General features: G+C 66.5%; 12 protein-coding genes. 6 read left to right on the plus strand and 6 right to left on the minus strand.

What is annotated here, in order from left to right; genetic code table 11:
* Nucleotides 1–8: 8 nt before the first annotated feature.
* The 4 genes from lon to tig all read right to left on the minus strand — a co-directional run bounded on the left by lon (nucleotide 9) and on the right by tig (nucleotide 6,206).
* Complete coding sequence (gene lon / locus VK92_RS06235; RefSeq protein ID WP_011352361.1) at nucleotides 9–2,432, minus strand: endopeptidase La; 2,424 nt, start codon at nucleotides 2,430–2,432, stop codon at nucleotides 9–11.
* Nucleotides 2,433–2,629: 197 nt separating this feature from the next.
* Entirely contained in the window at nucleotides 2,630–3,901 is a 1,272-nt protein-coding gene (gene clpX / locus VK92_RS06240; protein ID WP_006489345.1) for an ATP-dependent Clp protease ATP-binding subunit ClpX, read from the minus strand.
* A 164-nt stretch (nucleotides 3,902–4,065) separates the two neighbouring features.
* Nucleotides 4,066–4,719, minus strand: coding sequence for an ATP-dependent Clp endopeptidase proteolytic subunit ClpP (clpP, locus tag VK92_RS06245; RefSeq protein WP_010092137.1), 654 nt, complete (start codon nucleotides 4,717–4,719; stop codon nucleotides 4,066–4,068).
* Between the two features lie 140 nt (nucleotides 4,720–4,859).
* Entirely contained in the window at nucleotides 4,860–6,206 is a 1,347-nt protein-coding gene (tig, locus tag VK92_RS06250; protein ID WP_048020997.1) for a trigger factor, read from the minus strand.
* A 387-nt stretch (nucleotides 6,207–6,593) separates the two neighbouring features.
* On the opposite strand from tig, the gene VK92_RS06255 reads away from it, so the two are divergent.
* Nucleotides 6,594–7,739 carry a glycerate kinase gene (locus VK92_RS06255; protein WP_048020996.1) on the plus strand — a complete coding sequence of 382 codons (1,146 nt, stop codon included), beginning with the start codon at nucleotides 6,594–6,596 and terminating at the stop codon, nucleotides 7,737–7,739.
* A 62-nt stretch (nucleotides 7,740–7,801) separates the two neighbouring features.
* A complete protein-coding gene (locus VK92_RS06260; protein ID WP_021160399.1) occupies nucleotides 7,802–8,251 on the plus strand; it encodes a MarR family winged helix-turn-helix transcriptional regulator in 450 nt (149 codons plus the stop codon).
* 170 nt (nucleotides 8,252–8,421) lie between these two features.
* On the opposite strand, the gene VK92_RS06265 is transcribed toward VK92_RS06260, so the two are convergent.
* Both VK92_RS06265 and VK92_RS06270 read right to left on the minus strand, forming a co-directional pair.
* On the minus strand, nucleotides 8,422–9,420 hold the full coding sequence (locus VK92_RS06265) for a 2-dehydropantoate 2-reductase (RefSeq protein WP_048020993.1): 999 nt from the start codon (nucleotides 9,418–9,420) through the stop codon (nucleotides 8,422–8,424).
* A gap of 99 nt (nucleotides 9,421–9,519) precedes the next feature.
* On the minus strand, nucleotides 9,520–10,665 hold the full coding sequence (locus VK92_RS06270; protein WP_048020991.1) for a helix-turn-helix transcriptional regulator: 1,146 nt from the start codon (nucleotides 10,663–10,665) through the stop codon (nucleotides 9,520–9,522).
* A 302-nt stretch (nucleotides 10,666–10,967) separates the two neighbouring features.
* On the opposite strand from VK92_RS06270, the gene VK92_RS06275 reads away from it, so the two are divergent.
* From VK92_RS06275 to VK92_RS06290, 4 genes are all read left to right on the plus strand, one after another.
* On the plus strand, nucleotides 10,968–12,014 hold the full coding sequence (locus VK92_RS06275; protein ID WP_048020989.1) for a porin: 1,047 nt from the start codon (nucleotides 10,968–10,970) through the stop codon (nucleotides 12,012–12,014).
* A 21-nt stretch (nucleotides 12,015–12,035) separates the two neighbouring features.
* Entirely contained in the window at nucleotides 12,036–13,244 is a 1,209-nt protein-coding gene (locus VK92_RS06280) for an MFS transporter (protein WP_048020986.1), read from the plus strand.
* A 16-nt stretch (nucleotides 13,245–13,260) separates the two neighbouring features.
* Nucleotides 13,261–14,370: a class II histone deacetylase gene (locus VK92_RS06285; RefSeq protein ID WP_048020985.1), complete on the plus strand. Its 1,110-nt coding sequence runs from the start codon at nucleotides 13,261–13,263 to the stop codon at nucleotides 14,368–14,370.
* Nucleotides 14,371–14,483: 113 nt separating this feature from the next.
* On the plus strand, nucleotides 14,484–14,714 hold the full coding sequence (locus VK92_RS06290; protein WP_048020983.1) for a hypothetical protein: 231 nt from the start codon (nucleotides 14,484–14,486) through the stop codon (nucleotides 14,712–14,714).
* Nucleotides 14,715–14,733: the final 19 nt, after the last annotated feature.

A 14,733-nucleotide genomic window follows, 5' to 3' on the forward strand; every position in this document is an offset into this window, starting at 1 on the left:
TCCGATGCTCAGTGCTTGACGAATTCCGTCGAGCCGGCATCCTTCGCCGCATCGGCGACCGGTGCCGCCGCCTTCGCCTCTTCTTCCGGCGGCAGCGGGGTCGGCGAACGCTCGAGCGCGAGTTCAAGCACCTTGTCGATCCAGCGGACCGGCACGATCTCGATCGCGTTCTTCACGTTGTCCGGAATCTCGGCGAGATCCTTGACGTTCTCTTCCGGGATCAGCACGAGCTTGATGCCACCGCGATGCGCTGCGAGCAGCTTCTCCTTCAGGCCGCCGATCGGCAGGACTTCACCACGCAGCGTGATTTCGCCCGTCATCGCGACATCGGCCCGCACGGGGATACCCGTCAGCACCGACACCAGCGCGGTCGTCATCGCACCGCCCGCGGACGGACCGTCCTTCGGCGTCGCGCCTTCCGGCACGTGGATGTGGATGTCCTGCTTCTCGAACGCTTCGTCCTTGATGCCGAGACGACGCGAGCGCGAGCGCACGACCGAACGTGCCGCCTCGACCGACTCCTTCATCACGTCGCCGAGCGAACCCGTACGGATCACGTTGCCCTTGCCCGGCATCACCGCGGCTTCGATCGTCAGCAGATCGCCACCGACTTCCGTCCACGCGAGGCCCGTCACCTGACCAACCTGGTTTTCCTTGGCCGCGAGGCCGAAGTCGTACTTGCGCACGCCGAGGAACGTATCGAGGTTTTCGCCGTCGACCTTGATCGCGCCCGATGCCTTCTTCAGCAGCAGCATCTTCACGACCTTGCGGCAGATCTTCGACACTTCCCGCTCGAGCGAACGCACACCGGCTTCGCGCGTGTAGTAGCGGATGATGTCGCGGATCGCCTGCTCGGTGACCTCGATCTCGCCTTCCTTCAGCCCGTTGTTCTTCTTCTGCTTCGGCAGCAGGTAACGCTGGGCAATGCTGACCTTCTCGTCTTCCGTGTAGCCCGACAGACGGATCACTTCCATCCGGTCGAGCAGCGGCGGCGGGATGTTCAGCGAGTTCGACGTCGCGACGAACATCACGTCCGACAGGTCGAAGTCGACTTCGATGTAGTGGTCGGCGAACGTGTGGTTCTGTTCCGGATCGAGCACCTCGAGCAGCGCCGACGACGGATCGCCGCGGAAATCCATGCCCATCTTGTCGACTTCGTCGAGCAGGAAGAGCGGATTACGCACGCCGACCTTCGTGAGGCTCTGCAGGATCTTGCCCGGCATCGAACCGATATACGTGCGACGGTGGCCGCGGATCTCGGCTTCGTCACGCACGCCGCCGAGCGCCATCCGGACGAACTTGCGGTTCGTCGCACGGGCGATCGACTGGCCGAGCGAGGTCTTGCCGACGCCCGGGGGCCCGACGAGGCACAGGATCGGCGCCTTGACCTTGTCCACGCGCTGTTGCACCGCGAGATACTCGAGGATGCGTTCCTTCACCTTCTCGAGGCCGAAGTGATCTTCGTCGAGCACCTGCTCGGCGTTCGACAGGTCGTTGTTGACCTTGCTCTTCTTGCGCCACGGCAGGCCGATCAGCGTGTCGATGTAGTTGCGCACGACGGTAGCTTCCGCCGACATCGGCGACATCAGCTTCAGCTTCTTCAGCTCGGCGTCGGCCTTCTTCTTCGCTTCCTTCGGCATGCGCGCGGCGTTGATGCGCTTCTCGAGTTCCTCGAGATCCGCACCTTCTTCACCTTCGCCCAGTTCCTTCTGGATCGCCTTGACCTGCTCGTTCAGGTAGTACTCGCGCTGGCTCTTTTCCATCTGGCGCTTCACGCGCCCGCGGATGCGCTTTTCGACCTGCAGGATGTCGATCTCGGCTTCGAGCTGCGCGAGCAGGTGCTCGAGGCGCTCGATGACCGGGAACATCTCGAGGATGTGCTGCTTCTGGTCGAGCTTCAGCGGCAGGCGCTCGGCGATCATGTCGGCGAGGCGGCCCGCTTCGTCGATGCCCGACAGCGACGTGAGGATCTCCGGCGGGATCTTCTTGTTCAGCTTCACGTACTGGTCGAACTGCGACACGATCGCGCGGCGCAGCGCTTCCGTTTCAGCGCTGTCGGCGTGATCGGGCTCGAGCGGCATCACTTCGCAGGAGAATTGCGTTTCCTGCTCTTCGATCGACAACGCCTTCGCACGCTGCAGGCCCTCGACGAGCACCTTCACGGTGCCGTCCGGCAGCTTCAGCATCTGCAGGATGTTGGCGATACAACCGACCTCGTACATGTCCTTTTCGGTCGGTTCGTCCTTGGCCGCGGTTTTCTGGGCGACAAGCATGATGTGCTTGCCGCCTTCCATCGCTGCTTCGAGGGCCTTGATCGATTTCGGCCGGCCCACGAAGAGCGGAATGACCATGTGCGGGAAAACGACGACATCCCGCAGCGGCAGCAGCGGGAGCGTGATGCGTTCCGGCGGGAGAAGTTGGGTGCCTGACATTTCATTTCCCCATGAGTGGAATCAATTGTTCGGTAATTGAGGCCGCCACAACGAATTGCAAGCCTTCAAGTGCGGGAAATATTCGGTAAGAAAGTAACCACCGCGTTTCGAGTCAGAGTTACCCACAAGATAAACGAAAAAAAGCCGCCCACGGACTCATGAACGGCCTTTTTCGCAGAACATCGTCGGCAAGCCGGTCAGTTCGAACCCGCCACCTTCGGCGTGTCCTCGTAGATCAGCAAGGGCTTGCCGTCCCCATCGATCACGTTCTCATCGATGATGACCTTGCTGACCCCTTTCATCGTCGGCAGCTCGTACATCACGTCGAGCAATGCCTGTTCGATGATCGAACGCAAACCGCGCGCGCCGGTCTTGCGGCGGATCGCCTTGCGGGCGACTGCCTGCAGCGCGCCCGGCCGGATCTCCAGCTCGACGCGCTCCATCGCGAACAGCTTGTGATACTGCTTGACGAGCGCATTCTTCGGCTCGACCAGGATCTTCATCAGCGCCGCTTCATCGAGCTTGCCGAGCGTCGCGACCACCGGCAGGCGGCCGATCAATTCCGGGATCAGACCGAATTTGATCAGGTCTTCCGGCTCCGTTTCACGCAGCACTTCGCCCGCGTCACGCTCCTGCTTGCTCTTGACCGTCGCACCGAAGCCGATACCGGTTTTCTCGGTACGATCGGTGATCACCTTTTCGAGGCCGTCGAACGCACCGCCGCAGATGAACAGGATGTTGGTCGTGTCGACCTGGATGAAATCCTGGTTCGGGTGCTTGCGGCCGCCCTGCGGCGGCACCGACGCCATCGTGCCCTCGACGAGCTTCAGCAGTGCCTGCTGGACACCCTCGCCCGACACGTCGCGCGTAATCGACGGGTTGTCCGACTTGCGGCTGATCTTGTCGATTTCGTCGATGTAGACGATCCCGCGCTGGGCCTTGTCGACCTCGTAGTTGCAGTTCTGCAACAGCTTCTGGATGATGTTCTCGACGTCCTCGCCGACGTAGCCGGCTTCGGTCAGCGTCGTCGCATCGGCGATCACGAACGGCACGTTGAGCAACCGCGCGAGCGTCTGCGCGAGCAGCGTCTTGCCGGAGCCCGTCGGGCCGATCAGCAGGATGTTGCTCTTCGACAGCTCGACGTCGTCCTTCTTGTCGAGATGCTTCAGGCGCTTGTAGTGGTTGTACACGGCCACCGCGAGGATCTTCTTCGCGCGCTCCTGGCCGATCACGTACTGATCGAGGATGTCGCGAATTTCCTGCGGGCTCGGCAGATCCGACCGGGACAGGCTGGCCTCGACGCCGGCGGCAGCCGCCTCGTCGCGAATGATTTCGTTGCAGAGGTCGATACATTCATCGCAGATGAACACCGACGGGCCCGCGATGAGTTTTTTCACCTCATGCTGGCTTTTTCCGCAAAACGAGCAATACAACAGCTTCTCGCTGTTCGAACCTTTTTTGTCCGCCATGAATGTAGAGCCTCCGGACAGGTAAATGACATGATACGCCGAATGCTCCGGGCACCGCGCCTAGGGCGCGACCGGAGCCGACCGGATGCGCTTGCCGCAGATGCTCTGGGCGTTCGGGAAGTCGCAGGGGCGCCGCACGAATCGGGGCAGCACCCCACTTAATCTCACGGGCGCTTCAGCAGCACCTGGTCGATCAGCCCGTACGCCTTCGCATCCTCGCTCGACATGAAGTTATCACGGTCGGTGTCGCGCGCGATGCGCTCGACGTCCTGACCCGTGTGCTGCGCGAGCAACTGGTTCAGCCGCTCCTTCAGGTAGAGGATTTCGCGCGCCTGGATCTCGATGTCCGATGCCTGGCCGCGTGCGCCGCCGAGCGGCTGGTGAATCATCACGCGCGAGTTCGGCAGCGCGAAACGCTTGCCCTTCGCGCCCGACGCGAGCAGGAACGCGCCCATGCTGGCCGCGAGGCCCATGCACAGCGTCGACACGTCCGGCTTGATGAACTGCATCGTGTCGTAGATCGCCATGCCGGCCGACACCGACCCGCCCGGGCTGTTGATGTACAGGCTGATGTCCTTGTCGGGATTCTCGCTCTCGAGGAACAGCAACTGCGCGACCACGAGGTTGGCGGTCTGGTCGTTCACTTCACCGACCATGAACACCAGGCGCTCCTTCAGGAGACGCGAATAGATATCGTACGAACGCTCGCCGCGGCCGCTCGTTTCGACGACGATCGGCACCAGCCCCAGCGCTTGCGCCTCGAAACCTTGCGGCGCGTTCGAAGCAAGCATGTCCAGCAATTCAGCGCGAGTGATCATTCAATGAACCTTGTTCGAATGGAAAATTGAACGGAAGGAAGCCGCCCGCTCAATCGCCATATTAATGGCAACCGTGCGCTTGACGTAAAAACGGCGTGCGGGCCGTCGCTCCGACAGCCGGCACGCCGCTAGAGCAACACTTACGCTTGCGCCGATGCGCTCGCGAGTGCTTCGAAGCTCACTTCCTTGTCCGTCACCTTCGCCTTGCCCAGCACGAAATCGACGACGTTGCTTTCAACGACGAACGCTTCCATCTCGGCGAGGCGCTGCTGGTTCGAATAATACCAGCGGACCACTTCCTTCGGGTCTTCGTAGCTCTTCGCGAACTCGTCGACTTCCGCGCGGATCTGTTCCGGCTTCGCTTCGAGGCCGTTCGACTTCACCAGCTCGGCCAGCACGAGGCCCAGCTTCACGCGGCGCTCTGCCTGCTCGGTGAACATCTCGGCCGGGATCGGTGCGTCCTTCGCGTTCGGCACGCCGCGCTGCGCCAGATCCTGGCGAGCCATTTCGACGAGGCGTTGCTGGTCCTGCTCGATCAGCGCCTTCGGCACGTCGAGTTCGGAGATCTTCAGCAGCGCGTCCATCACCTGGTTCTTGACGATCGACTGCGTGCGACGCTTCGCTTCGCGCTCGAGGTTTTCCTTGATCTCGGCGCGCATCTTCGCGAGGTCACCGTCTTCGATGCCGAGCGACTTTGCGAACTCCGCGTCGATTTCCGGCAGGTGCGGCCACTCGATCTTCTTCATCGTGACCGTGAACTGCGCCGTTTTGCCGGCGACGTCCTTGCCGTGGTAGTCATCCGGGAACTTGAGGTCGAACGTACGCTGTTCGCCGACCTTCAGGCCCAGCGCCGCGGTTTCGAATTCCGGCAGCATGCGGCCTTCGCCGAGCACGAACGGGAAATCTTCGGCCGTGCCGCCCTGGAACGCGACGTCGTCGATCTTGCCGACGAAGTCGACCGTCACGCGGTCGCCGTTCTTCGCTGCGGTGTCCGCGCCGCCGTCGCCGTGCTCGCCTGCTTCGCCGCGTGCGTGGAAGTGCACGCGCTGCTTGCGCAGGATGTCGAGCGTACGGTCGATTTCGGCGTCGCCGATCGACGTCGTCGAGCGCTCGACTTCAGCCGTCGCCAGATCGCCGATCTTGACTTCCGGGTAGACCTCGAACGTCGCGTCGAACGCGTATGCATCTTCAGCCTGCTCCTGCTTCGGCTCGAAGCTCGGCTGGCCGGCGACGCGCAGGTTTTCCGCGCGGCTGATCGTGAAGAATTCCTGGCCGATCTTGTCGCTCAGCACTTCCGCTTCGACCTGACCCGCGTACTGTTGCGCGACCATCTTCAGCGGCACCTTGCCCGGGCGGAAACCCGGCATGCGCACGTTCTTCGCGAGTTTCTGGATACGGGCGTCGATTTCCTTCTGCACGGTGTCTTTCGGCAGGGAAATCGTCACGCGGCGTTCAAGCTTGCCGAGGTTCTCAACAACGTTAGCCATGGCTTCAATCGTCCTAAAATTATTCGAGCGAATCGGGTTTTCCTTGCCGTGCCTGCCTGCGGCGTGATGTGCGTCACATACACTCGCCGCGCCGGAGCGCCACGCCATCCCTGCACGCGCCGGATGGCTAGCGCAAGCGGCTCGGAGCACGGCTTTGGCCGGAAGAATCGACTATTCTAGCAAACAATTTTCCTCACACCGCCAGATCGGCGCGACGCGCGTGCGTCCGCACCGCGCCGGCAGCCCTTCGCACGGCAATGCGCGCGGATCGCCGCTATGCCGCATGCCGTATCCACCACGGGCCCGCCATCCTGTAAGCTCCGAATGAGGGTGCACCGCCGTCGCGCCCCAATATTCTTCACACCAATCACGCCTTCCGGAGACACCATGCCGCAACACCCGTCCGCGCCTGTCGTCGTCATCGCGCCCGATTCGTTCAAAGGCTCGCTTTCCGCCGAGCAGGTCGCGGACGCGATCGCCACCGGCATCCGCCGCGCCCGGCCCGACGCCGTCGTGCGCTGCTGCCCGATGGCCGACGGTGGCGAAGGCACGCTCGACGCGATGCTGGCAAGCGGCGGCACGCGGCGCACGCTGCGGGTAGCCGGTGCGTCGCTCGCGGCACGCGACGCGGCGGTCGGCGTGATCGACGCGCGCACCGCGATCGTCGAAACGGCCGAGATCGTCGGCATCACGGATCCGGTCGGCATGAGCGTACCGGTCGACGCGCGCAGCACGCGCGGGATGGGCGAGGCGATCCGCACGCTGCTCGACGAAGGCGTGCGCCGCTTCTTCGTCGCGCTGGGCGGCAGCAGCACCAACGACGCGGGCGCCGGGCTGCTCGCAGGCCTCGGCCTGCAGTGCTTCGACGCGGACGGCCAGCCGGTCGAGCCCGTGCCGTCGCGGCTCGCCGACATCGCGCGCATCGACGCGTCGGGGCTCGACCCGCGGCTGAAGGAAACCGAATTCATCGGCATGTCCGACGTCGACAACCCGCTGACGGGCGCGCACGGCGCAACCGCCGTGTTCGGCCCGCAAAAGGGCGTGACGCCCGGGCAGGTCGCCACCCTCGACGCCGCACTCGCCCGCTTCGCCGACCTGCTCGAAGCCGCGCTCGACCGTCGCGGCCGCGACCTGCCGGGCGCCGGTGCCGCGGGCGGCCTCGGATTCGCGCTGCACATGCTCGGCGCGCAATTCGAAGCGGGGGCCGAGGTGGTCGCGCGGCAGGTCGGGCTCGACGCGGCGCTCGCCGGCGCGGGCTGGCTGATCACCGGCGAAGGCCGCTCCGACGTACAGACGCTGCACGGCAAGGCGCCGTTCATCGCGTGCCGCCACGCGCAAGCCGCCGGCGTACCCGCGTCGCTGCTGTCCGGCGCGGTCGACCCGGCCGCGCTGCCCCGCCTGTCCGAACATTTTTCCGGCTGCTTCTCGCCGGCTCCCGGGCCGATCACGCTCGACGTCGCGATCCGCGACGCGGCCAATCTGCTCGCGAACGAAGCGGAGCAATTGACACGCCTGAAGTACGGCGCACACTGACCGTTGACCCGAGCGCGCGATACAGGAACAATCGGGCCCGCCCTTTTTCTTCAGGATTCGACATGAAAGGCCGTCAAGCCGGGCTCGATCAGTTTCTGACCTATCGCCTCCACGCGCTCACGAAGCGATCCGACCGCGGGATCGGCGAGGTGTACCGGCACAAGCTCGACATCTCGCTGCCCGAGGCGCGCGTGATCGCCGCCGTCGGCGCCTTCGGCCCGTTCTCGATCATGGATCTGGCGCGCCACACCAATCTCGACAAGAGCCAGGCGAGCCGCGCAGCCGAGGCACTGCTGCGCCAGGGGCTGCTCGAACGCAGCGCAAGCGAGGAGGATGGCCGGATCGTGTTGATCGCGCTGACCGCCGACGGCCGCGCGCTGCATCGCAAGATCATGCCGATCGTGCGCAAGTGGAACGACGGCTTGCTCGCATGCCTGTCCGACAGCGAACGCCAGACATTCGAGCGGCTGCTCGACAAGGTCGTCGCGCACGCGATCGAGCGGGACGACTGACCGGCACGCGGGCACGATGCCCGCGGTATTGATCCGATGAATTCGACGGGCCGCCCCGGTCGCCACACCCGCGACGCGGGCGGCCCGCTTTGCGTGATACGCTGCGCGCGGCAACCGGATTGCAGCGCGCGACCTCGCCGGCATCGCGCATGCAGCGACCCCGCCCGCGCTTACAGTCCGCTGTTCGTCGCCCGCTGGCGCAGCAGCCCGAGCACCGCGTCGCAATACGGAGTCGGCACGTCGAGCTTGCGCCCGAGCTCGGGAAACACACCGAGGATCGGCCCGATCTCGAGCGCGCGGCCCGCTTCGAAATCCTGCAGCATCGACGTCTTGAACGCACCGAGCTTGCGCGTGACCGCGATCCGCTCGGGCCCGCTCATCCCCGTCGACAGGCCGAGCTTCGCGCCGATCGCGGCCGCCTCCTCCATCATCCGCAGCGCGAGACCCTGCGTGAACGGATCGTCGAGCAGCTGCTCGGCCGTCGACCCCGTCAGCGCGCTCAGCGGATTCATGTTCATGTTGCCCCACAGCTTCGTCCAGATCTCGGCCCGGATCGCCGGCGTCGACTCGACGTCGAAACCGCCCGCCGCGAGCGCCGCGGCGAACCGGGCAGTAGCCGTATCGAGCCGCGCATCGGGCGCCCCGACGATCAGCCGGTTGCCGCGCCCGCGGCGCACGACGCCCGGCGCATCGGTACTCGACGACAGGTGAACGACACACCCGATCGCCTGTGCGGGCGGCAACGCCGCCGACACCGCGCCGGCCGGGTCGACCGCGTCGAGCGGCACGCCGTCGAGCGCGCCTTCGAGCCCGTGCGTGAACCACCAAGGCAGCCCGTTCATCGCCGCGACGATTACCGTGTCCGGCCCGACCAGCGGCGCGATGCGCGCGGCCAGTGCCGGCAGTGCCTGTGCCTTCAGCGCGATCACCACGTAGTCCTGCACGCCGAGCGCGGCCGCATCGTCACTCGCTCGCACCGGAACCGACGACGTCGTGCCCGCCTCGTCGATCACGCGCACGCCGTGCGCGTTCAGCGCGTCGAGCGTCGCGCCGCGCGCGTACGCGCTCACGGTCATCCCGGCCCGCGACAACGCGGCCGCGAGCAATCCGCCGATCGCGCCGACCCCGACCACCGCCGCGCGCACCGACCCTGAATTCGTGTCGTTCATGATGGAATTCCGTCTCCTGGGAGCTGACGAGCATAACGCTCAATGGTTGCGGGCACAACCATTCACGCGCCGCCGTGCGACGCACGGCGTTCGCATGCGTCAGCGCGGCTCGCCGCCGGCTTCCACCGGTTCGTCGTCGGCCGCGCCGCCCGTCGCGCCGAGCACGCCGGCGATCTGGCTCTTGTCGTGCATGCCGAGCTTGCGGTATGCGCAGCGCAGGTAGTGGCGCACGGTCGTCGGCGAAATCGCCATCTGTTGCGCGACTTCCTTGTGCGAGCGCCCGGCGCCGTAATAGCGGATCGCCGCGAGCTCGCGCGGGCTCAGGCGGTCGAGCAGCGAGCGCGGCCGCGCCTCGATCTGGAACAGCCCCGCAACCGGCACGCACTGGATCCGCAATGCATCGCCGACGAACGGCTGGCCCGGCTGGCGCCGCAGGTGCGCAACGAGCGGCTCCGGCACGCGTGCACCGGCCCATGCCGGCCATTCGGTGCGCAGCACGTCGTCGAAACCATGATCGGCGTGATGCAGCACACCGAAGTTGTCGCACAACGCGCGGGCGGCCGGCGCAACCGCATCGCCGCGCTCGCGCGTGAGCTGCGCGGCGCGATTGATGGTCAGCGCCGCCGCGAGATGCGGAATCACTTCCTCGAAACGGCGCGCATCGTCATCGCCGAACGGACGGTTCAGGCCCTGTCGGTAGATCGACATGAACGTCGTCAGGCCGAAACGGCGATCGAGCGTGCACACGCACATCAGTTGCGCGAGCCCGTACTTCACGCACCAGTCGCGAAACCGTGCATCGAGCCCCGGCTCGACGACCGACAGCCGCACCGCGTGGCCGTGCGCGCCGCGCAGCGTGCGGTGCGCGAGCGGGTCGCAATCGCGCACGCGCTTCCAGTCGCTGAAGAACGCGTGCGGCAGACGGTACAGGAAACTGTTGTGCATCACCGGGCCGGTCGGCACATGCGTCGCGACGCCCGTCCACGCGGCGTCGAACGGAATGAGCGCTTGCAGCAGCGAAAAGAAGCGGTATTCGAATTCGCCGATGCCGGACCGCGCGGCAACCGCGTACAGGTCGAGCAGCATCAACCCGAGTTCGCGCTGCGCTGCGTCGCCGCGCGTGACGCCGTCGAAATCCGCGCGCCGGGACGGCAGCGGCGGCCAGGCGAAGTCGTCGAGCACGATGGCGGCCGGCACGTCACGCAGCGCTTCGAGATCCTGCCCGATATCCGTCGTGATCCTCACCTTCCGCTCCCCTGCCCGATCGGGCTGCTGACGTGCCCAACGACACCGGCCGATTATAGCGACCGGCTTTTTTGACGGGCCCCGGTGCCGGAACCGGCACCAGCCCCATCCATTTGAACGGTGCGCGGCACGTTGCTGCTCCGCAGCACGCCGCGCGACGCCAGCGCGGCGCGACCATGCCGCGCCCCTCGGGTTTTCCGCACCGTTCATCTGTACGACTGTTCGAAGGTTTTCCCGCTGCGGACACTGCGTCGCGACAACACCAACGACAAACCGATGCAGGACGGTATGGAGAACCCCACGTGACGAAACCCCGCTTCATCCGCACGGCCGCGGCCGTCGCAACGCTTGCCGCGTGCAGCGCCGCCGCGCATGCGCAGTCGACCCTCACGCTGTACGGCGCGCTCGATGCCGGCGTGCAATACCTGACGCATGCCGACGGGCGCCATTCGGCCGTGCAGTTGCAGAACTACGGCATCCTGCCCTCTCAGGTCGGCCTGAAGGGCAACGAGGATCTCGGCGGCGGCTGGCGTGCGCTGTTCAAGCTCGAACAGGGCCTCAACCTCAACGACGGCACCGCGACCGCGCCCGGCTACGCGTTCTTCCGCGGCGCGTACGTCGGCATCGCCGGGCCCGTGGGCACCGTCACGCTCGGCCGTCAGTTCAGCGTGCTGTTCGACAAGACGCTGTTCTACGACCCGCTCTGGTACGCGTCGTACAGCGGCCAGGGCGTCATCGTGCCGATGAACGCGAACTTCATCGACCACTCCGTCAAGTACCAGTCGCCGACCTTCGCCGGCTTCGACGTCGAGGCGCTTGCCGCGACGTCCGGCGTCGCCGGCAATACGCGCGCCGGACGCGTGCTCGAACTCGGCGGCCAGTACACGAGCAACGGCCTGTCGGTCAGCGCGGTGCTGCATCAGGCACACGGCGATGTATCGGCGGCCGACGACACGTCGGCGCGCCGCCGCGAACTCGGCACGCTCGCCGCGCGCTATGCGTTCGCCGCACTGCCGCTCACCGTCTACGCAGGTGTCGAACGCCTGACCGGCGACCTCGACGCCGCGCGCACGATCGTCTGGGGCGGTGCGCGCTACCTGACACCGAACGGGATCGGCCTGAACGCCGGCGTCTACCACACCGACTCGCGCGCGCCGGCCATCGGCCACCCGACGCTGTTCATCGCGAGCACCACGTATGCGCTGTCGAAACGCACCGTCGCCTACGTGAACCTCGGCTATGCGCGCAACAGCGGCCAGAGTTCGCAGACCGTCTACGAATACGACCCGACGCCGCTCGCCGGCGCATCGCAGTTCGGCGCGATGGTCGGCATGTACCACCTGTTCTGATTCCCCACACGAGACCCCGCCATGAAAACCCTGTCCCCGGATGCCGCACTCCCGCCCGACGGCCGCGCATCGACCTTCGCGCGCTCGACGCTCGTCGCGCTCGTCGTGTTCGCGGCCATCACGCCGCTGCTGCTGCTCGTGGCGCCCGCCGTCGCCGGCCAGCTCGCGACGCAGCTCGGGCTGTCCGCCTCGCAGATCGGCACCTACTTCTTCGTCGAACTCGGCGCGTTCAGCCTCGCGACCGTGCCGTCGTACCTGTGGCTCGGTCGCATCGACGCACGCCGCGTCGCCGCGTTCGCCATCGCGCTGTTCGGCGTGGGCAACCTGCTGACCGCGCTGTGGATGCCGGGCTTCGTCGCGCTGCTCGCACTGCGCGCCGTGACCGCGCTCGGCGGCGGTTCGCTGATGGTGCTCTGCATGACGAGCGCCGCAACGAGCGAGAACAGCGACCGCGTGTACGGCCTGTGGGTCGTCGGCCAGTTGATCGCGGGCGCGATCGGCCTGTTCGTGCTGCCGCATGTGTTCGCGGCATTCGGGCTGCGCGCGCTGTACGTCGCGCTCGCCGGGCTCGCGCTGCTCGCGGCGCCGCTGTCGCGCGGCTTCCCGTCATCGCTGGGCGCGCGAACCGCGCCTGCGCAACACGCGCGCGGCGCGGCGGCACGGACGCCGCAAGGCTCGATCGTGCTCGCGATCGGCGCGGTGCTGACGTTCTATCTCGCGATCGGCAGCGTGTGGACGTTCGCAAGCCGTGCCGCGTCCGAAGCCGGGCTCGATCCGCAGTCGACCGGCAACGTACTCGCGATCGCGAGCGTGATGGGCATCGCCGGCGCGGCGCTCGCATCGTGCGCGGGCGGCCGGCTCGCGCGGCGCGCCATGCTGACGGCCGGTTACGCGCTGCTGGCGGCCTCGCTCGTCGCGCTCGCCGTGATGCGGCAAGCCGGCGGTTACAGCGCGGCGATCTTCGCGTTCAAGTTCGCGTGGACGTTCGTCCTGCCGTTCATCCTCGCGACCGTCGCGCAGATCGATACGTCGGGCCGCCTCGTGGCCACGCTCAATTTCGTGATCGGCGCCGGGCTTGCTGCCGGCCCGTTGCTCGCCGGGCTGATGCTCGACGCCGGCGGCACGATGCACGCGCTGTTCACGGCCGCGACGGCCGTCGCGATCGTGTCTTTCGCCGCGCTGCGCCACATCGATCGCCGCACGCACGCCTCCGTTTCCTCCCAACCGTGACAGGTCTCGCACATCCATGAATCGCACTGCCTTCTTCACCGACGAACGCACTTTCTGGCACACCGGCGGCACGCATGCGCTGTTCTTCCCGGTCGGCGGCTGGGTCCAGCCGCCGTCGAGCGCGGGCTACGCGGAATCGCCCGATTCGAAGCGCCGTTTCCTGTCGCTCGTGCAGGCCTCGGGCCTGGCCGCGCAGCTCGACCTGCGCGGCGCCGAACCGGCAACGACCGCCGACCTGCTGCGCATTCATCCCGCGCACTATCTCGATGCGTTCCGCGCACTCAGCGACGAGAACGGCGGCGACCTCGGCGATCTCGCGCCGTTCGGCAAAGGGAGCTACGAGATCGCCGCGCTGTCTGCCGGCCTTGCGATCGCGGCCGTCGATACGGTCGTCGGCGAGCGCACGGCCAATGCGTTCTCGCTGTCGCGGCCGCCCGGTCACCACTGCCTGCGCGATCGCCCGATGGGCTTCTGCATGCTGGCGAACATCCCGATCGCGATCGAGGCCGCCCGCGCGAAACACGGCATCGAGCGCGTCGCGGTGATCGACTGGGACGTGCATCACGGCAACGGCACGCAGTCGATCTACTACGACGATCCGGACACGCTGACGATCTCGCTGCACCAGGACCGCTGCTTCCCGCCCGGCTATAGCGGCGCGGACGATCGCGGCGAAGGCGCGGGCGTCGGCGCGAACCTGAATGTGCCGCTGCTCGCGGGCAGCGGCGACGATGCCTATCGCTACGCGTTCGAGCGGATCGTGCTGCCGGCGCTCGCGCGTTTCCGGCCCGAGCTGATCGTCGTCGCCAGCGGCCTCGACGCGAGCGCGGTCGATCCGCTCGCGCGCATGCAGTTGCATACCGACAGCTACCGGTTCATGACGCGTGCGGTGAAGGATGCCGCGCAGCGCCATTGCGGCGGGCGGCTCGTGATCGTTCACGAAGGCGGCTATTCGGAGGCATACGTGCCGTTCTGCGGGCTCGCGATCGTCGAGGAACTGGCCGGCATTCGTACCGACGTCGCCGATCCGATGCTCGACCTCGCGATCGCGCAGCAGCCGGGCGAGCGGTTCATCGCGTTCCAGCGCGGGCTGCTCGACGAGCTGGCGGCGTCGTTCGGGTTGTAATGCGCGCTGACGAATGCGCCGGGGCCGGCGGGCGGCGGCCCTCTTGCGCGATCGGAGCGGATGGGGTCTCCTGTGCCTTTATCCCCGTTCCGGCCCGAAGCCGTACTCTTCCGATGAAATCGTCCCCGCGCGACAACAATGACGATACCAAGACGCGCCGCCAGCCTTCGAAGCTGGCCCTGAACATCGCCGCCGTGACGGTCGGCCTCATCACGTTCGCGCTCGGCGCGGCGTGGGTGATCTATAGCTGGATCGTCGATCGCGAAGCGCAGTATTTCGCGATCCCGCTGGTTTTTTCGGTGCCGGTGATCGTGGCGGTCGCGATCCGGAGTTTCTGGGAATAGACGTGCCTGAAACGGCGAA

This window comes from Burkholderia sp. LK4, from assembly GCF_001043615.1.
Taxonomy (GTDB): Bacteria; Pseudomonadota; Gammaproteobacteria; order Burkholderiales; family Burkholderiaceae; genus Burkholderia; species Burkholderia cepacia.

Excerpts from the sequence above, each read along its gene's own strand:
- clpX (WP_006489345.1), bottom strand. The coding sequence starts at position 3,901 with ATGGCGGACAAAAAAGGTTCGAACAGCGAGAAGCTGTTGTATTGCTCG.
- VK92_RS06280 (WP_048020986.1), top strand. The coding sequence starts at position 12,036 with ATGAAAACCCTGTCCCCGGATGCCGCACTCCCGCCCGACGGCCGCGCA.
- VK92_RS06285 (WP_048020985.1), top strand. The coding sequence starts at position 13,261 with ATGAATCGCACTGCCTTCTTCACCGACGAACGCACTTTCTGGCACACC.
- clpP (WP_010092137.1), bottom strand. The coding sequence starts at position 4,719 with ATGATCACTCGCGCTGAATTGCTGGACATGCTTGCTTCGAACGCGCCG.
- VK92_RS06255 (WP_048020996.1), top strand. The coding sequence starts at position 6,594 with ATGCCGCAACACCCGTCCGCGCCTGTCGTCGTCATCGCGCCCGATTCG.
- tig (WP_048020997.1), bottom strand. The coding sequence starts at position 6,206 with ATGGCTAACGTTGTTGAGAACCTCGGCAAGCTTGAACGCCGCGTGACG.
- VK92_RS06265 (WP_048020993.1), bottom strand. The coding sequence starts at position 9,420 with ATGAACGACACGAATTCAGGGTCGGTGCGCGCGGCGGTGGTCGGGGTC.
- VK92_RS06290 (WP_048020983.1), top strand. The coding sequence starts at position 14,484 with ATGAAATCGTCCCCGCGCGACAACAATGACGATACCAAGACGCGCCGC.
- VK92_RS06260 (WP_021160399.1), top strand. The coding sequence starts at position 7,802 with ATGAAAGGCCGTCAAGCCGGGCTCGATCAGTTTCTGACCTATCGCCTC.
- lon (WP_011352361.1), bottom strand. The coding sequence starts at position 2,432 with ATGTCAGGCACCCAACTTCTCCCGCCGGAACGCATCACGCTCCCGCTG.